The sequence below is a fragment of the Brevundimonas sp. genome (assembly GCF_036963785.1).
GTDB lineage: Bacteria > Pseudomonadota > Alphaproteobacteria > Caulobacterales > Caulobacteraceae > Brevundimonas.
The window spans coordinates 365,006-382,006 of sequence record NZ_JBALUS010000003.1 but is presented as its reverse complement, the minus strand read 5'-3'; the positions used below and the strand labels follow the sequence as shown (position 1 = coordinate 382,006).

Below are 17,001 nucleotides of genomic sequence, written 5' to 3'. Positions count from 1 at the left end.
GGGAATATCGCCCGGGCCCCCTATCTATCGGGTCTGACGGAGGGGCCATGCCGACTGCAAGCGGATTGACGACACGAGGACCCAGGAACCTCCTGCGCCAGATCCGTGAGGCTATGGCCGGGGGCGGCCCGGCCCAGGAGCGGCTGGATCTGGTCGTCCGGATCATCGCCCAGACCATGGTGGCCGAGGTCTGTTCCATCTATCTCCGGCGCGCTTCGGGCGAGCTGGAGCTGTTCGCCACCCAGGGCCTGAACCGCGAGGCCGTGCACAACACCCGCCTCAGCCCCGGCGAGGGTCTGGTCGGCGAGGTCGCCCGCGTGGCCGAGCCGATCAGCCTGTCGCACGCGCCCTCGCACCCCAACTTCTCCTACCGGCCGGAAACGGGCGAAGATCCCTATCACGCTTTCCTCGGTGCGCCCCTGCTGCGGGGCGGCCGCGCGATCGGCGTCCTTGTCGTCCAGAACCAGTCCGCGCGTCGCTACGACGAGGACGAGATCGAGGACATCCAGACCATCGCCATGGTGCTGGCCGAAACGGTCGCGTCCGGCGAGCTGATGGGCCTCGACGAACTGCGCGACGTCGAGGTGGCGCCCCATCGCCCCGAGCGCTTCAAGGGGCAGAAATTCTCGGACGGCCTCGCCTATGGCCACGTCGTCCTGCACGAGCCGCCCCTGCCGCCCGAAAAGCTGCTGGCCGACGACACCCCGCTCGAGGAAGAGCGGCTGAAGGCCGGGCTGGAAGCGCTCAAGGCCAATATCGACGCCATGCTGGACGGCAGCCAGGGCCTGTCCGGCCCCTCGTTCGAGGTGCTGGAAACCTATCGCATGTTCGCCGTCGACCGGGGCTGGAACCGCTCGCTGGAAGAGGCCGTCCGCTCGGGCCTGACCGCCGAGGCCGCCGTCGACCGGGTCCGCAACGAACACCGCGCCCGCTTCGCCAAGGCCCGCGACCCCTATATCCGCGAGCGGCTGCACGACCTCGAAGACCTCGCCAACCGCCTGCTGCGCGTGCTGGCCGGCGACCGCCCGGGCGAACGCGACCTGCCCGAGGACACCATCCTCGTCGCCCGCAACCTCGGGCCCGCCGACCTGCTGGAATATCCGCGCGAGCGGCTGAAGGGCCTGCTGCTGGAAGAAGGCTCGGCCGCCAGCCACGCCGCCATCGTCGCCCGCGCCCTGCAGATTCCCTGTGTGGGACGCATGGCCGGCATCCGCGACCGCCTCAGCGAGGGCGATCTGGTCATCGCCGACGGCGAGACGGGTGAGGCTTACCTTCGCCCCCGCCCCGATGTGCTGGAGGCCGTCCAGGCCCGCCTCGACCTGCGCAGCAAGCGCCAGGCCGAGTTCGCGCGGCTGCGCGACACCCCGGCCATCACCCTCGACGGCAAACGCATCCAGCTGCTGACCAATGCCGGGCTCGCCGTCGATCTCGACAATCTGGACCAGACCGGCGCCGAGGGCATCGGCCTGTTCCGCACCGAGTTCCAATTCATGGTGTCCGAGGAACTGCCCCGGCTGGACGCCCAGACCAACCTCTATCGCAAGGTGCTGGACACCGCCGGGGACCGGCCCGTGGTCTTCCGCACCCTCGACATCGGCGGCGACAAGGTGCTGCCCTATCTCGAGGCCGAGCGCGAGGAGAACCCCGCCCTGGGCCGTCGCGCCATCCGTCTGGGCCTCGACCGGCCCGGCCTGTTGCGGCTGCAGCTGCGGGCACTTCTGTCCGCCGCCGAGGGTCGCGAGCTGCGCGTCATGTTCCCGATGATCGCCACGGTCGACGAATTCCGCGCCGCCCGCGAGCTGGTCGATGTCGAATGCGCCTGGGCCCGCCGTCGGGGCCGTAGCCTGCCCAGCCTGCTGCGGGTCGGGGCCATGATCGAATGCCCGTCCCTGCTGTGGCACCTCGATGCCCTGCTGCCCCTGACCGATTTCGTCTCGGTCGGCACCAATGACCTGCTGCAATATATGTTTGCCGCCGACCGGACCAATCCGCTGGTCTCGGACCGCTACGACCCCCTGTCGCCCCCCGCCCTCCGCGCCCTGGCCGAGATCCAGAAGAAATGCGCCGAGACCGGAACACCCGTGTCCGTATGCGGAGAACTGGCCGGTCGCCCGCTGGAGGCCTTTGCCCTGCTGACGCTGGGCTACACCCGCCTGTCGGCCCCCGCCGCCGGCGTCGGCCCGGTCAAGCGCATGTGCCTGTCGACCGACCTGGGTCAGGCCCAGCGCGCCATGACCAGTCTTCTCGGCCTGTCCGCCGGCTCGATCCGCAACGAGATCGAGTCTCTGGCCCGGAAGTTGAACGTCGTACTCTGAGCGTCCCGTCCTGAAACGGCCCGGATGCTTAACGGGACGTTGATCGCGGGGCTACGATGGGTTATCCACAAGAGGATCGCAAAAGTCCTCCGGGGGGAGGCGAGAACCGTCACCCGGGTTTGTTAGGCACTGCGTCGTGGTTGAGTGCGGCATCATCGATGCCGATAGTTGGGTCGGGCCTCATGGCACTGGATACGGGGAACATCCCCGACGAGTTTCGGGCACATCCCGACTGGAGGGACCCTGTGCCCCCCATCACGGATGCCGCGACTCTGGGTGACGGGCTCCGCGCCGCGCGCAAGGCGTCCAACCGTTCGCTCGAGGACATGTCGGCCATCACCCGCGTCCATGTCCGCTATCTGCGGGCGCTGGAGCAGAACGACACCTCCATCCTGCCCTCGCGGGTCTTCTCGATCGGCTATGTCCGCGCCTATGCCGGTGCACTGGGCGTCGACGAGCAGCTGGCGGTCGAGCGCTTCAAGCGCGACGTGCCCGATCCCTCCGTGCCGTTGCAGGCCCCGGTCGGCATCGCCTTTGAAGAAGTCCGCCGCTATTCGCCGCGCATCATCGGTGTGCTGGCCATCATCGGCCTGGCCGTCCTCGGCTGGAACATCTTCCAGCGCGTCAGCCTCATGTCGCCGACCCAGCCGTCGGATCTGGTCGCCGTGCCCGAAAGCTGGTCGGTCGGCTCAACCCCCGGCGCCGTCACCCTCGACACGCCCCGGCCCGCGCCCCCCGATCAGACCGTGCCGCCCCTTTACGTCACCCGCGGGCTCGAGACCGAGCTGACCGGCCTGACCGCTGCCGACACCGAAGCGGCCGCTGCCGCCGATGCCGAGACCGCCCCGGTGCAAAAGGCCTTCAACCCGCGCGGCGCCGTCTATGGCGCCGCCGCCACCGCCTCCCAGGTGGTCATTCAGGCCCGCAAGGCCACCATTCTGGTCGTCCGCATGTCCGACGGCCGCGTTCTGTTCGCCCGTCAGCTCGCCGCCGGTGAGGCCTGGCGCGCGCCGGTCGGGGTCCAGGCCGTCATCGACGTCGCCGACCCGTCGGCCTTTGACGTCTATCTGAACGGCGAGCATGGCGGCCGTCTGGAGCAGGCCCTCACCCCCCTGTCGCAGCTCAATCGTCGCGCCGAGACCCTCGCCCGGCAGGCCAGCGAGGCGCTGACCCGTCGCACCGAAGCTGCCGTCCGCGCAGCCCAGGCGATGACCACGGACGGCTGATCGCCCCGGCGCGTCGGCGACATCGTGCGCCGTGGCAATCGGCGTCGATAAGGACTATCTGAACCTCGCCATGTCCGAGCTCTCCCACGTCCGCCCCTGGCGCCATATCGAGCGCCGTCCCAGCCGCCAGATCATGGTCGGCAACGTCCCCGTCGGCGGCGGCGCCCCGATCACTGTCCAGTCGATGACCAATACGCCGACCTTGGACGCGGCCGCCACCATCGACCAGATTCGTCAGCTGGAGGCCGCCGGGGCCGACATCGTCCGCGTCTCCTGCCCCGATGAAGAGTCGACCGCCGCCTTCAAAACGATCGCGCGCGAGGCCCGCGTCCCGCTCGTGGCCGATATCCATTTTCACTACAAACGGGGCATCGAGGCGGCCCAGGCGGGTGCCGCCTGCCTGCGCATCAACCCCGGCAATATCGGCTCGCCCGACCGCGTGCGCGAGGTCGTCCAGGCCGCCCGCGACCACGGATGCTCGATGCGCATCGGCGTCAACGCCGGATCGCTGGAGCGCGACCTGCTGGAAAAATATGGCGAGCCCTGCCCCGAGGCGATGGTCGAGTCCGCCCTCAACCATGCCCGCATCCTGCAGGACCACGACTTCCACGAGTTCAAGATCTCGGTGAAGGCCTCCGACCCCTTCCTGACGGTGGCCGCCTACCAGCAGCTGGCCGACGCCATCGACTGCCCGCTGCACCTGGGCGTGACCGAGGCCGGGCCGCTGCGCTCGGGCACGATCAAGTCGTCGATCGGTCTGGGCAACATGCTGTGGTCCGGCATCGGCGACACCATCCGCGTCAGCCTTGCCGCCGATCCGGTCGAGGAGATCAAGGTCGGGTTCGACATTCTGAAGTCGCTGGGCCTGCGCCACCGGGGCGTCAACATCATCGCCTGCCCGTCCTGCGCCCGTCAGGGGTTCAACGTCATCGAGACCGTCGGCATCCTCGAGGAAAAGCTGGCCCACATCACCACCCCCATGTCGCTGTCGATCATAGGCTGTGTGGTCAACGGCCCGGGCGAGGCCCTCTATACCGACGTCGGCTTCACCGGCGGCGGCAAGGGCGCGGGCATGGTCTATCTGAACGGCAAGATCGCCCACAAACAGGCCAATGACGGCATGATCGACGAAATCGTTGCCCGCGTCGAAGCCAAGGCTGCCGAGCTGGATGCGGCGCGACGCACCGCCGAGGCCGGAACTGTGCTTGAGCCGGCCGAGTGAGCATGAAACTCTATATCTCCACCCCCTCCCCCTATGCCCGCCTGTGCCGGATCGTGGCGCGCGAGCGCGGCCTGGCGGACCGGATCGAGGAGGTTGTGGCCGATCCCTATGCGGACGACCCGGGCCTGATGGCGTCCAATCCGCTGGTCCAGGTCCCGGCCCTGATCGCCGACGACGGCCTGCCGCTGACCGACAGCCCGATCATCTGCGAATGGCTGGATGCGCACGGAACCACAGGCCCGCGCCTGCTGCCGCCCGAGGGACCGGAGCGCTGGCGGGTGCGCCGCCTCCAGACCCTGGCCCACGGGGCGCTGGAAATGGGCGTCAAGCGCGTGCTGGAACGCCGCCGCCCGGAGGGCGAGCAGTCCCCGTCATGGATCGACCGCTGGACCCGCAACATGCACCGCTCGTTCGATGCTCTTGAACAGGCGCTGCCCGACGACGACACGCTCGATCTCGGCGTTATCGCCACCGGCGTCGCCGCTACCTGGACCGGCTTTCGTCACCCGGACATCGACTGGCGTTCCGGCCATCCGCGTCTGGTCGCGCTTACCGACCGGCTGGAAGCGCGACCGAGCTTCTCCGACACCCGGCCCGCCTAGGGCACCCAGCCCGCCAGCTGCAGGCCCTGATAGAAGGCCAGCACCAGGATCAGCCCGCCCACGATCAGGGTCAGGATGCGGGTCGGTACCGTCTTGGCGATCCAGCCGGCGAAGGGGGCGGCAATCAGCCCCCCGACGATGAGGCCCGCGATCGCGGTCGCATGATCCCGGATGGCTCCGGCGTCTTCCCAGTGGCCGGTCACGAGCGCCCAGACAAAGGTCGCCGAGATTGCCATGGTGACAAAAAACTCCGCCGTATTGACCGTGCCGATCGCCATGCGCGGTTCCTTTCCGGCGCCGACCAGCGCTGTGGTGCCCGTCGGTCCCCAGCCGCCGCCACCGATGGCGTCCATGAACCCACCGGCCAGTCCCAGCGGGAAGCCCCAATAGCTGTGCACATGGCGAGGTTGGCGGTCCTTCAGTCCCCTCAGGATGATCCACACCCCGATCACGGCCAGATAGACCAGGATGAAGGGCTTGATCACATTGCCCTCCAGCCCCGACAGCACATAGGCCCCCAGCACCCCGCCGATCACGCCCGCGATCGTCAGCGGAATCCACAGCCGCCAGGCCACATTGCGGTGCATCACATGCGAGGTGGCCGAGGCGCCGGTGGTAAATACCTCGGCCGCATGAACACTGGCGGAAGCGGCGGCGGGCGGAACCCCTACGGCCAGCAGCACCGTATTCGACACCACGCCATAGGCCATGCCCAGCGCACCATCCACGGATTGGGCCAGCAGCCCGACCAGCAGGAACATCAGGAAGGTTTCCAAGAGAGCTCCCAACCGGCCGCGTGACCACCATCCGCACAACGGTCAATGTCGATTATAGCTGCGGCCCCGTCGGCCGTCCCTTGTCAGAACCCGGGCCGCTCTCATTTTTGCCGCGAGCCGCCTCGCCCTTGGTATCCGCGGCCCCGTCGCGCTAAACCACCGGCTTCGTCCAACAGGAGCTTCCCTTGCGACTTCCCCAGGCCCGTCTTGATCAGGTGATTGACCGCTTTCAGCAGGTCGAGGCGCGCATGGGCGCGGCCACCGACGGTCAGGAGATCGTGCGTCTGTCGAAAGAGCATGCGGAGATGAAGCCGATCGCCGATGCCGTCATGGCGCTGGCGAAGACCCGGGCGGAGATGGCGGATCTGGAGGCGATGGCCTCGGATCCAGAGATGGCCGAAATGGCCGCCGACGAACTGCAGACCCTCAAGGAATCCCTGCCCGAGATGGAGCGGGGCGTCGCCCTGCTGCTGGCCCCGCGCGACGCCGATGAACAGGCCTCGGCCGTGCTCGAAGTGCGCGCCGGCACCGGCGGCGACGAGGCCGCCCTGTTCGCCGGTGACCTGTTTCGCATGTACTCCCGCTATGCCGCCAACCGTGGCTGGAAGGTCGAGCTGGATTCGGCGACCGAGGGCGAGGCCGGCGGCTATAAGGAAATTATCGCAACCGTCTCGGGCGAGGGCGTGTTCGGCCGGCTGAAGTTCGAATCCGGCGTCCACCGCGTGCAGCGCGTGCCGGTCACCGAGGCGGGGGGTCGCATCCACACCTCGGCCGCGACCGTTGCCGTCCTGCCCGAGGTCGAGGACGTCGAGATCGAGATCCACGACAAGGACATCCGCATCGACACCTTCCGCGCCTCCGGCTCCGGCGGCCAGCACGTCAACAAGACCGACTCGGCCGTGCGCATCACCCACCTGCCGACCGGCATCGTCGTGACCAGCTCGGAAAAGTCGCAGCATGTGAACCGCGACAAGGCCATGAAGAACCTGCGCGTGCGCCTGTATGACCAGCAGCGTCAGGCCAAGGATCTGGCCCGGTCCGACAGCCGCAAGTCGCAGGTCGGCTCCGGCGACCGCTCCGAGCGCATCCGCACTTACAACTTCCCGCAGGGCCGGGTCAGCGACCACCGCATCAACCTGACCCTCCATAGCCTGCCGCAGATCCTGGAGGGCGACCTCGACCCCCTGCTGGACGCCCTGATCGCCGAGGACCAGGCCGCCCGCCTCGCCGACCTTGAAGCCGAGTTCGCCTGACGACAGGGAGCCGTTGGCCGCGTTCGGGCGTTGCCGCCATGATGGACCTGAGCCTCGCCTTTGACCCCTCCCGCGAACGCGACTATGCCCGCGATCTGGCCCGTGCCTTCGGCGGGGCCTTGCTGTTCAGCCTGCCCCTGCTGATGACGATGGAGCTGTGGTGGTTCGGCTTCATCCTGTCGCCCCTGCGGCTGGCGATCTTCCTGCTGGTGGGCCTGCCGCTGCTGCTGGGGCTGGCGCTCTACGCCGGCTTCAGCAAACAGCATGGCGGCCTTGGCCACGCCCTGCTGGACACCCTGGCCGCCCTCGCCGTCGGCTATCTGACCGCCGCCGTGGTGCTGACCCTGTTCGGCGTCCTTGAGCCCGGCGCGCCGCCCGGCCAGATCGTCGGCCAACTGAGCCTGCAGGCCATTGCGGGGGCCATGGGCGCCCTGCTCGCCGGCCGTCAGCTCAGCGCCGGCAAGGACGACACGGGCGACGAGGACCAGGCCTCCTATCCCGGCGAGCTGTTCCTGATGGTCGCCGGCGCCCTGTTCCTCGGGCTCAATATGGCGCCGACCGAAGAGATGATCCTGATCGCCTACCGGATGAGCGCCTTTCACGTTGCGGCCCTGCTGGTCCTGTCGCTGGTGATCATGCACGCCTTCGTCTTCAAGGTCGGATTTGCGGGGCAGGAGGCGCACGACCGTCCTCTCGCCGCCTTCGTCCACTACACGCTCGCGGGCTACGGCCTGGTGCTGCTGACCAGCCTCTACGTCCTGTGGGTGTTCGGGCGAACCGACGGCCACGGCCTGGCCGAGATCGTCGATGCCGCAGTGGTGCTGGCCTTCCCCGGCGCCATCGGCGCGGCCGCCGCGCGGTTGCTGGTCTGATGGCCGCCCGCAAGCAGCCCGCGCCCCTGCCGGCCCCCGCCCTGCTGGAGTGGGCCATGGGTGGCCTCGGCCTGCTGCTGGTCCTGGCAGCCCTTGCCGTGATCGTCATCGACGCCTTCGGAGAGACTGCGCCCGCCCGGCTGGAGCCCCGGCTGCTCGAGGTTCGTCCCGCCGGCACCGTCTGGCTGGCCGAGGTCGAGGTCCGCAACAGGGGCGGCCAGACCGCCGCCGCCGTCGAGGTCGAGGGCCGGGTCGGCGACCGCACCGCCGGGGCCACCCTCGACTATGTGCCCGCCCATGGGCAGGGCACGGTCACCCTCGCCTTCCCCACGGACCCGCGCGGCACGGTCGCGCTCAGCGTCCCGGGCTGGACTCGACCCTGACCAGTTGAACCCCGCCGCCCTTCGGCCTAGGGTCGACCCGTTCTCCGGGGGGCCGCGCCTGAGCGGCTGAGATAGGGGTAGTCCCCTGACCCGTCGAACCTGATCCGGGTCATGCCGGCGAAGGGATGGGAACGGGCGGACCTCACGCCCGCAATCTGCCTGACGTCGGCGCCCTCATAGCCAGAGGCCGCCATGAACATCTCCGTCCCCCCGCCTGCCACCCCCGAGGGGCCGAACGTCGATCTGGCGCTGAAAGACGCGCGGGAAGCGGTGATGAAGGAGACCGGCACCATCCCCACGGGCGAGCGGGCGGGCAGCCGCAAGGTCTATGTGGCGGGAGAGCTCTATCCCGACATCCGCGTCCCGTTCCGCGAGGTGGCCGTCCACCCCTCGGCCAATGAGCCGCCGGTGACCATCTATGACTCCTCGGGCCCCTATACCGACCAGGCGGTCACCATCGACATCAAGCGCGGCCTGCCGCTGGTGAAATCGTCGTGGCAGCAGGATCGCGGCGACATCGCCCCCGTGGCCAACCCGCGCGAGGTCAAGCCCGAGGACAACGGCCACGCGTCGGGCCGCCACCTCGCCCCCCGCTTCGACACCAGCCGCCACCGCGTCTTCAAGGGCGTCGAGGGCCGCCCGGTCACCCAGCTGGAATACGCCCGCGCCGGCATCATCACGCCCGAGATGGAATACGTCGCCATCCGCGAGAACCTGCGGAGAGACGTGGCGAGAGACGAGTGGCGAGTGGCGAGTGAAGCCCGGTCCGCCACCATCACCCTGCACGACGGCACGACCATCCCGGCGATGTCGCCTGACTCCTCGCCACTCGCCACTCGCCACTCGTCACTTAGGGATGGCGAGAGCTTCGGGGCGAGCATCCCCGACTATGTGACTCCCGAATTCGTCAGGGACGAAATCGCCCGCGGCCGGGCCATCATCCCGCACAACATCAACCACCCCGAGGTCGAGCCGATGATCATCGGCCGCAACTTCCTGGTGAAGATCAATGCGAACATCGGAAACTCCGCCGTCCTCAGCTCCGTCGACGACGAGGTCGACAAGCTGGTGTGGGCCACCCGCTGGGGCGCCGACAACGTCATGGACCTGTCGACCGGCCGCAACATCCACAACATCCGCGACTGGATCATCCGCAACTCCAGCGTCCCCATCGGCACCGTCCCCATCTATCAGGCGCTGGAGAAGGTGAACGGCATCGCCGAAGACCTGACGTGGGAGGTCTATCGCGACACCCTGATCGAACAGGCCGAACAGGGCGTGGACTATTTCACCATCCACGCGGGCGTCCGCCTGCCCTTCGTGCCCATGACCGCCAACCGCGTCACGGGCATCGTCTCACGCGGCGGCTCGATCATGGCCAAATGGTGCCTCAGCCACCACCGCGAGTCCTTCCTGTACGAGAATTTCGCCGAGATCTGCGAGATCATGCGCGCCTATGACGTCAGCTTCAGCCTCGGCGACGGCCTGCGCCCCGGCTCCATCGCCGACGCCAATGACGAGGCCCAGTTCGCCGAGCTCCGCACCCTCGGCGAGCTGACCAAAATCGCCTGGGACCACGGCTGTCAGGTCATGATCGAGGGCCCCGGCCATGTGCCCATGCACAAGATCAAGGCCAATATGGATGAGCAGCTGAAACACTGCCACGAGGCGCCCTTCTATACGCTCGGGCCCCTGACCACCGACATCGCCCCCGGCTATGACCACATCACCAGCGCCATCGGTGCGGCCATGATCGGCTGGTTCGGTACGGCCATGCTCTGCTACGTCACGCCCAAGGAGCACCTGGGCCTGCCCGACCGTCAGGACGTCAAGGACGGCGTCATCACCTACAAGATCGCCGCCCACGCCGCCGACCTGGCCAAGGGCCACCCCGCTGCGAGACTGCATGATGATGCCTTGTCACGCGCGAGGTTCGAGTTCCGCTGGGAAGACCAGTTCAACCTCGGCCTCGACCCCGAAACCGCCCGCAAATACCACGACGAAACCCTGCCCAAGGAAGCCCACAAGACCGCCCACTTCTGCTCCATGTGCGGGCCGAAATTCTGCAGCATGAAGATCAGCCAGGACATCCGGCGGGATGCCAAACTGACCCATGAATCGGGGGCCGAAACGGTCAAGGACACCAACCCGACCAACACCGCCAACGCCGCCCTGACCTCAGCCGAAGCGGAAGCCGGCATGGCGGAAATGAGCGCGAAATTCCGGGCGGGCGGGAGTGCGATTGAGGTGAAGGTGTGATCGGCGATCGCTATGCGCTGGACAAAGCGAAGTCCCAGCGACAGTCTCGATAATTCAGTCTCGGAGGGGCGACATTGGACCGAATTACATCAGCGCTTTTGAATGAATTTGCCGCGAGCTTCGGGATCGAGCAGCTAGAAGAGCCTGATCAGTTCGAACGCTTCTCATCTTATTTAGCCACTCGAAGACACTATAGTGAAGCCGCCTTCGACCCATCTAATATTGCGACGGGGTCGGGCGGCGATACCGGGATCGATGGCATAGCCATAGTTGTAAATAACAATTTAGTCACAGATGTTGGCACTATAGAAGACCTCGTCAATGTAAACGGGTATCTAGATGTATCGTTTATATTTATACAATCTGAGACTTCGTCTGGCTTTGATACATCAAAGATTGGTCAGTTCGCATTTGGCGTAAAGGATTTCTTTGGCGCAGGAAGACTGCCACGGAACGATGCCGTTTCGAACGCAGTAGAGATTATGGAAGAGATTTACCGTCGTAGCGGCAAGTTTTCTAAGGGGAACCCATCCTGCTTTCTCTACTACGCAACTACTGGAAAATGGAATTCAGAGGACGGCAACCTAAACGGCAGATCCAGCGCAGAAGTTGATGATATCCGCGCCACCGGTCTGTTTAGTAGAGTAGAGTTTCGGCCAATGGGCGCTGACGATATCCAGCGCCTTTATAATCAAAGCAAGAACGCGATCTCTCGGGAGTTTGATTTCGAAAATCGAACCGTCATAGCCGGAATATCGGATGTCAAAGAAGCCCATCTGGGATTTATGTCTGCAAGCGATTTTCTGAATTTAGTGTGTGACGAGACAGGTTCCATCATTGAAAGTTTATTCTACGAAAATGTCCGCGGTTGGCACGGTTACAATCAAATAAACTCGGAAATAAGGGCCACACTCGCATCTGATTTTAAAGACAAGTTCGTTATAATGAATAACGGCGTTACAATTATAGCTAAAACAATGTTCGTTACAGCTCATAGGTTCACTATAACCGATTTTCAGATCGTGAACGGTTGCCAAACCAGTCACATACTGTTTGACAATAAAGAATTGATCGACGAATCCGTTAGAATTCCCGTTCGCCTAATATCCACTCAAGATGAAGCTGTATTCCAAGCGATCATAACTGCTACTAACAGGCAAACTGAAGTCAAGCAGGATCAATTTTTCGCGCTGAAGGGCTTCGCAAAGAAGGTGGAGGCTTTCTTTAGCACATTCAATGATGAGAAAGCTATCTACTACGAACGCCGTTCTCATCAGTACGATAGCCAGCCAATCGAGAAGGTCAGGATAGTAACTCACCAAAATCTTGTGCGTTCTATGGGCGCTATAGTGCTCCGGGAGCCTCATCGGACAGCCAGAAATTACCGATCCTTATCAATGCGCGTAGGGAAGGATATTTTTGTCGAAGGGCACAAGTTAGAGCCCTACTATATGGCTGCCTATGCTCTGTATAAGCTGGAGGGACTTTTCCGGTCCAAACGTTTAGGTGGTGAATTTAAGTCGGCACGCTACCATATCCTAATGACAGCAATACTTCTGCTTGATCCTAAGACTCTTAGGCCATTGAACTCCAACGATACCGAGCGTCGATCTAAAGTAATTCTTACAGAACTTTGGAAGGATGCAGATGGCATCTTGTTAAAGGCTGCAGAGACCGTTCGGGCTGTTGCGCAAGGGAACCTCGACCGCGACAACATTCGTACAGAGAAGATGACCGAGGCAATCCTGCTTCATTTCGGAATATCGAAGCCGGGCCCGAAGCCAGAGGCGTCATCCACTCCTCCAGAACCTCCCGTGAAGCTCACTTAGGGGCCCCCTTCTCTGTCGTCATCCTCCGGCAAGCCGCGCCTGCGCGGCGCAGACCGGGGGACCCAGCGGCGCGCGCGAGCGCGACCCGGAGGTCGGCGCGCGGCATCCACCCTGTCACGGGCTGTCCGAGTCCACCCTTTCGCCTTCGGCGCCGCTGGGTCCCCCGGTCTCGCTACGCTCGCCGGAGGATGACGAAAGAGAGGGCTGTGCCCCGCTGCACAGCCGGGCCGGGATGACACGAACGATCAGGCCATGCCTGCAGGCGCCGGGCCCCGGCGCTTCCAGTCCAGGGGCACGCCGATGCGCTGTTCTATGCGCCCGTCCCAGTCGGGGCTGAGGCCCTTGGCCTTGAGGGCCGCGACGATTTCGTGACCGATGGCGACGGCGGCATCCTCGCCCTCTTCGCACGCGCCGTAATTGAGGTAGAGGCCTTCGCCCTCGATTCCGCGCTCGGTGTCCTGCTGGTGATAGAAGGCATAGCCGCGCGCGGGCCGACCCTGTGAGCGGGCGTCTTCCAGCTCGCCCCCGATCTCGTAGGCGCCACACGTGCCGCAGCAGGTGAAGTTCTGGCGAGCGATCACGCCCGATGCCTCGAGAGCCGCAAAGGCCGCGTCGAGCCGGTCGCAGTCGGTGACCTCGGGCCACTGCGCCTTTGCGGCCTCGTGCGCGGCCAGGGCCTCGGCGGTCAGACGCCGCGCCTCTCGCCGCAGAAGGGCGGCATCGGCCTCCCCCTCCAGCACCTCAACGGCCCGCTCGGCAATCTCACCGGCAGGCACAAAGCCGCCAGCCACATCGACCTCGATATAGCGCTGCAGATCCCCGAGAATATCCGCCTCGGTCGGCTCGTACCGGGCTCCCGGCGGCGGTGGCGCCGCAACGTCGGGCTTCGGCGCCTTCGGCGATCCACGGCCAAACAGTCGGGTCAGAAACTTGAACATGGCGGGCCTCCCGAACCGAGCCTAGCAGCGGCCCCATGTCCCCGTCACCCCCGCCGTCAGCCCCCCGCACCGCCCCCGCTGTGCCCTCTGTGCCTTCCTCTGTGGTCGCTGTGATGAACCTCTTCAGGCCCCCTCCCCCGCGATCTTCCGCAGCGCCTCTTCGAACACCGCCGCCGGCTGCCCGCCCGAGATCAACCACTTCCCCTCCACCACCACGGCGGGCACGCCGGTGATGCCGCGCGCGCGCCACAGGGCCTCGGCGTCGCGGACCTCGGCGGCATAGAGGCCGTCGGCCAGCACGGCCTCGGCCTCCGCCCGGTCCAGCCCGGCCGCCTCTGCGGCATCGGCCAGCACTTCGGCGTCGGGCAGGGGGCGATTGTCGGTAAAGTGGGCGCGGAACAGGGCCTCTTTCAGCGCCCTCTGCTCGGCCAGCCCCACCGTGCCCGCCCAGTGCAGCAGCCGGTGGGCGTCAAAGGTGTTCCAGATGCGGCTGTCCGGCCCCATCCGCATCTCAAAGCCCTTGCCGTCGTCGGGCCAGGCTTCCGCCGCCCGGTCGCGGATCATCGTGCGGTTGTTCGCCGACTGGTCGGGGGTGGCACCGTATTTCCGGCCGATGTGCTCGGTGATGTTCTCGCCCTCGGGCGCCATGTCGGGGTTCAGCTCGAACGGCTGAAAGCGGATCTCGGCCGTGATCCCCTCGGCCGTAAGCCGCCGAAGCGCCGTCTCCAGCCCGCCCAGCCCCACCACACACCAGGGACAGACGACGTCCGAGACAAAATCGATCTGCAGGGGTTTGGGCGATGCGGTCATGGGGGGCTCCTTTGGCTGTAGATGGGGGCTGACGGGCTGCGCAAAAGGTCAGCCGTCACGCGCCCGCCCGCGAAGCCGGTTCATCACAGAGAGCACAGAGAGCACACAGAGACACACAGTGACCTCAGACCCGCACCGCCCCCGCCGTGCCCTCTGTGCCGTCCTCTGTGTTCTCTGTGATGAACCCCCGCCCGTCCCTCGCACAGCCGCCCGCCGTTTTCGTAGTCCTTTCAACATCCCCGCCCGTTCCCGAACCCTTCTGACCGACCGGGTCGCGGGGCGGCGTAGACTGTCCGGTTACCCGCTCCCCTCACGGCACGGAGACGCAATCGAGACGGTTCAGACTATTCAGACGGTATTTTTGTCTCCTCCCCATCGCAGATGGGGAGGGGGACCACGAAGTGGTGGAGGGGCTCTTCACCGCGCACTCGCCCTCAAGAGCCCCTCCGTCACGGCGCTGGCGCGCCGCGCCACCTCCCCATCTTCGATAGGGAGGAGACAGAAGCAGCGCCGCCGTCTGTCGGAAGGCCCGAAACCCGGGCCGTAGCCCCCTCCACCCTCCTTCGGAGGGTCCCCCTCCCCCGAGGGGGGAGGAATGGGAACTCAGACCATTCAGACGGTCTTTTTTACCCGCGCACGGACCGGGCCAACCCCACCGCCCGGCCGATGTGGGCTTCCAGGGCGTCCCAGTCGGCCTCGTCGACCAATTTGTCGGGGATCAGGCGGGAGCCCATGCCGGCGGCGATGATGCCGGCGTCGAACCAGGCCTTGAGCGAGGCTTCCTCGGGCTCGACCCCGCCGGTCGGCATGATCTTCGTCCAGGGCATGGGGCCCATGACGGCCTTGACGAAGGCCGGGCCGCCGACCTGTGCGCCGGGGAACAGTTTGACGACGTCACAGCCCCACTCCTGGGCCTGGCTGATCTCGGTGACCGAGCCACAGCCGGGCATATAGGCCACGCGCTTGCGGTTACAGAGCCTGGCCACGGCCTCGACGCCGCAGGGGCTGACCACAAACCGGGCGCCGCGCGACAGATAGAGCGCCGCCGTGCCCGGATCGACGATCGAGCCGATGCCGAGGATGACCTCCGGGTCGGTGCGGGAAAGCGTCTTCGACAGCTCGGCGAACAGGTCGGCGGCATGGTCGCCCCGGTCGGTGAACTCGATCACCCGGGCCCCGGCGCGGGCCGAGGCGCGGATGATGCCGAGGCAGGCCTCGGGGTGGGGGTGGTAGAAGACCGGGCAGATGCCCTGCGCCTCCAGCGCGGCCACGACGGTCAGGCGGTCGGCGGGATAGGCGGGCATGAGGCAGGCTCCGGGTCGGCAGGGGTCGGGTTCAGGGGTGCGACCAACCGGGCCGCGCGTCAAGCCGGGGCGGCTTCACGGTGGGTTTCGCCTGATGCCTCTCTGGCCAGTTCGACCAGCCGGGCGACCTCGGGGCTGTCGGCGTCAAACAGCGGGTCCAGCACGGTGAAGTGGTTGAGGCCGACCAGCTCCCGGACCGAGGTGTCGGCCCCGCCCGCGCCCCAGCGCCCGGCCATGGCGTGCGACTGACGGCGGAACTCGGCGCTCTCCTCGGCCCCGACCCAGCAGTCCAGCGTCGTGCCGCCGGGGCTGGACCCGTCCGGCGCCGGCCAGTGGATCGGCGACAGGGCGGTGGCCATCAGGGGGTCGAGCTGGAGCGCCGCGTTCAGGCTGGTCTCAAGCAGGGGGGCGAGGTCGAACACGCCCGAGATCGCCACCGCCGCCCCCGCCCGGCCCTCGGACAGCAGGGCCGCCGCCATATGGCCGCCCGCCGAATGGCCGAACACCAGCGGGCGGGTGCCGGTGCGCGCGCGGATCAGGTCGGTGGCCGTCCGCACCTGCCGCAGGATCCGGCCCAGGCTGACGGCCGGCGCGAGGTCATAGGTGGGGAGGGCGACCGCGACCCCGTGGCTCAGCAGCGCCGGGGCAATGCCGCGGAAGGCCGCCCCGTCCAGCGCCTGCCAGTAGCCGCCGTGCAGGAAGACGGCGACCGGCGCCTCCGGCTGACCCTCGGGCGTGAACAGGTCCAGCACCTCGCGCGGGCCGGGGCCATAGGCGATCCGCTCATGCGGATGGTCGGCGCGCGCCGCCTCGGCCCGTTCGGCCCACCTGGCCATGACGGCCCCGTGGTCGGGCACCCGCCGGCGGTTGTTGTATTCGGCTTCGAGGTCCAGGCCCTTACTCCGTCCGTCCGCATCCGCTACAGACCTCCGACCGACCGGAGGGACCGCCCATGATGACCGCCATCTTCGTCTTCATCAAATGCGAGCTGGGGCACGCCAACGACGTCGCCGCCGACATCGTCGACAACGTCGAGCGCGTCTCCGAGGTCTATTCGACCTCGGGCCAGTACGACCTCCTGGCCAAGTTCCAGCTGCCGAAGGAGATGGACATCGGCACCTTCGTCACGAAGGAGGTCCAGACCCGGCCCCACATCCGCGACACCTTCACCGTCATCACCTTCTCGCCCTTCCTGCCGGGCGCCTGACGCCG

At 66.5% G+C, this 17,001-nt stretch carries 15 protein-coding genes and 1 riboswitch; of the genes, 10 read left to right on the top strand and 5 right to left on the bottom strand.

The genetic code is table 11. From position 1 onward, the window contains the following. Positions 1-47: 47 nt before the first annotated feature. The 4 genes from ptsP to V7672_RS08550 all read left to right on the top strand — a co-directional run bounded on the left by ptsP (position 48) and on the right by V7672_RS08550 (position 5,365). Entirely contained in the window at positions 48-2,315 is a 2,268-nt protein-coding gene (gene ptsP / locus V7672_RS08565; protein WP_335624174.1) for a phosphoenolpyruvate--protein phosphotransferase, read from the top strand. Positions 2,316-2,560: 245 nt separating this feature from the next. Then, a complete protein-coding gene (locus tag V7672_RS08560; protein WP_335624173.1) occupies positions 2,561-3,541 on the top strand; it encodes a helix-turn-helix domain-containing protein in 981 nt (326 codons plus the stop codon). A 70-nt stretch (positions 3,542-3,611) separates the two neighbouring features. Then, entirely contained in the window at positions 3,612-4,763 is a 1,152-nt protein-coding gene (ispG, locus tag V7672_RS08555) for a flavodoxin-dependent (E)-4-hydroxy-3-methylbut-2-enyl-diphosphate synthase (RefSeq protein WP_335624172.1), read from the top strand. 2 nt (positions 4,764-4,765) lie between these two features. Then, positions 4,766-5,365 (top strand): glutathione S-transferase N-terminal domain-containing protein, encoded by a 600-nt coding sequence (locus tag V7672_RS08550; protein ID WP_335624171.1) that lies wholly within the window; start codon positions 4,766-4,768, stop codon positions 5,363-5,365. Here V7672_RS08550 and V7672_RS08545 read toward each other — a convergent pair. Beyond that, the gene (locus tag V7672_RS08545; RefSeq protein WP_335624170.1) at positions 5,362-6,141 is read right to left on the bottom strand and encodes a sulfite exporter TauE/SafE family protein; all 780 of its coding nucleotides are present in this window, start codon (positions 6,139-6,141) and stop codon (positions 5,362-5,364) included. The two genes, V7672_RS08550 and V7672_RS08545, sit on opposite strands and share 4 nt — an antisense overlap. Positions 6,142-6,326: 185 nt before the next feature. On the opposite strand from V7672_RS08545, the gene prfA reads away from it, so the two are divergent. The 5 genes from prfA (at position 6,327) to V7672_RS08520 (ending at position 12,737) form a co-directional block, all read left to right on the top strand. Continuing rightward, positions 6,327-7,394: a peptide chain release factor 1 gene (gene prfA / locus V7672_RS08540; RefSeq protein WP_335624169.1), complete on the top strand. Its 1,068-nt coding sequence runs from the start codon at positions 6,327-6,329 to the stop codon at positions 7,392-7,394. 38 nt (positions 7,395-7,432) lie between these two features. Then, positions 7,433-8,266, top strand: coding sequence for a TIGR02587 family membrane protein (locus tag V7672_RS08535; protein WP_335624168.1), 834 nt, complete (start codon positions 7,433-7,435; stop codon positions 8,264-8,266). Beyond that, positions 8,266-8,649 (top strand): hypothetical protein, encoded by a 384-nt coding sequence (locus V7672_RS08530; RefSeq protein ID WP_335624167.1) that lies wholly within the window; start codon positions 8,266-8,268, stop codon positions 8,647-8,649. Before V7672_RS08535 ends, V7672_RS08530 begins: the two co-directional genes overlap by 1 nt. A 35-nt stretch (positions 8,650-8,684) precedes the next feature. After that, positions 8,685-8,793: riboswitch (TPP riboswitch) on the top strand. Positions 8,794-8,841: 48 nt separating this feature from the next. Further along, positions 8,842-10,908 carry a phosphomethylpyrimidine synthase ThiC gene (gene thiC / locus V7672_RS08525; protein ID WP_442889130.1) on the top strand — a complete coding sequence of 689 codons (2,067 nt, stop codon included), beginning with the start codon at positions 8,842-8,844 and terminating at the stop codon, positions 10,906-10,908. A gap of 74 nt (positions 10,909-10,982) precedes the next feature. Then, positions 10,983-12,737 carry an AIPR family protein gene (locus V7672_RS08520; protein ID WP_335624166.1) on the top strand — a complete coding sequence of 585 codons (1,755 nt, stop codon included), beginning with the start codon at positions 10,983-10,985 and terminating at the stop codon, positions 12,735-12,737. Between the two features lie 245 nt (positions 12,738-12,982). Here V7672_RS08520 and V7672_RS08515 read toward each other — a convergent pair whose 3' ends face one another. The 4 genes from V7672_RS08515 to V7672_RS08500 all read right to left on the bottom strand — a co-directional run bounded on the left by V7672_RS08515 (position 12,983) and on the right by V7672_RS08500 (position 16,625). Continuing rightward, entirely contained in the window at positions 12,983-13,675 is a 693-nt protein-coding gene (locus V7672_RS08515) for a DUF6891 domain-containing protein (protein ID WP_335624165.1), read from the bottom strand. 123 nt (positions 13,676-13,798) lie between these two features. Then, positions 13,799-14,485, bottom strand: a complete 687-nt coding sequence (locus tag V7672_RS08510; protein WP_335624164.1) for a DsbA family oxidoreductase — start codon at positions 14,483-14,485, stop codon at positions 13,799-13,801. 626 nt (positions 14,486-15,111) lie between these two features. After that, on the bottom strand, positions 15,112-15,789 hold the full coding sequence (locus tag V7672_RS08505) for a bifunctional 4-hydroxy-2-oxoglutarate aldolase/2-dehydro-3-deoxy-phosphogluconate aldolase (RefSeq protein WP_335624163.1): 678 nt from the start codon (positions 15,787-15,789) through the stop codon (positions 15,112-15,114). Between the two features lie 59 nt (positions 15,790-15,848). Next, positions 15,849-16,625 (bottom strand): alpha/beta hydrolase, encoded by a 777-nt coding sequence (locus V7672_RS08500; protein ID WP_335624162.1) that lies wholly within the window; start codon positions 16,623-16,625, stop codon positions 15,849-15,851. 116 nt (positions 16,626-16,741) lie between these two features. Here V7672_RS08500 and V7672_RS08495 point away from each other — a divergent pair, with 116 nt between their 5' ends. Then, complete coding sequence (locus tag V7672_RS08495) at positions 16,742-16,996, top strand: Lrp/AsnC family transcriptional regulator (RefSeq protein ID WP_209119734.1); 255 nt, start codon at positions 16,742-16,744, stop codon at positions 16,994-16,996. Positions 16,997-17,001: the final 5 nt, after the last annotated feature.

Coding starts and splice junctions, on each gene's coding strand:
- V7672_RS08530 (WP_335624167.1), top strand. CDS start 8,266: ATGGCCGCCCGCAAGCAGCCCGCGCCCCTGCCGGCCCCCGCCCTGCTG.
- V7672_RS08515 (WP_335624165.1), bottom strand. CDS start 13,675: ATGTTCAAGTTTCTGACCCGACTGTTTGGCCGTGGATCGCCGAAGGCG.
- V7672_RS08550 (WP_335624171.1), top strand. CDS start 4,766: ATGAAACTCTATATCTCCACCCCCTCCCCCTATGCCCGCCTGTGCCGG.
- ispG (WP_335624172.1), top strand. CDS start 3,612: ATGTCCGAGCTCTCCCACGTCCGCCCCTGGCGCCATATCGAGCGCCGT.
- V7672_RS08500 (WP_335624162.1), bottom strand. CDS start 16,625: ATGGCCAGGTGGGCCGAACGGGCCGAGGCGGCGCGCGCCGACCATCCG.
- V7672_RS08510 (WP_335624164.1), bottom strand. CDS start 14,485: ATGACCGCATCGCCCAAACCCCTGCAGATCGATTTTGTCTCGGACGTC.
- V7672_RS08495 (WP_209119734.1), top strand. CDS start 16,742: ATGATGACCGCCATCTTCGTCTTCATCAAATGCGAGCTGGGGCACGCC.
- thiC (WP_442889130.1), top strand. CDS start 8,842: ATGAACATCTCCGTCCCCCCGCCTGCCACCCCCGAGGGGCCGAACGTC.
- V7672_RS08535 (WP_335624168.1), top strand. CDS start 7,433: ATGATGGACCTGAGCCTCGCCTTTGACCCCTCCCGCGAACGCGACTAT.
- V7672_RS08505 (WP_335624163.1), bottom strand. CDS start 15,789: ATGCCCGCCTATCCCGCCGACCGCCTGACCGTCGTGGCCGCGCTGGAG.
- ptsP (WP_335624174.1), top strand. CDS start 48: ATGCCGACTGCAAGCGGATTGACGACACGAGGACCCAGGAACCTCCTG.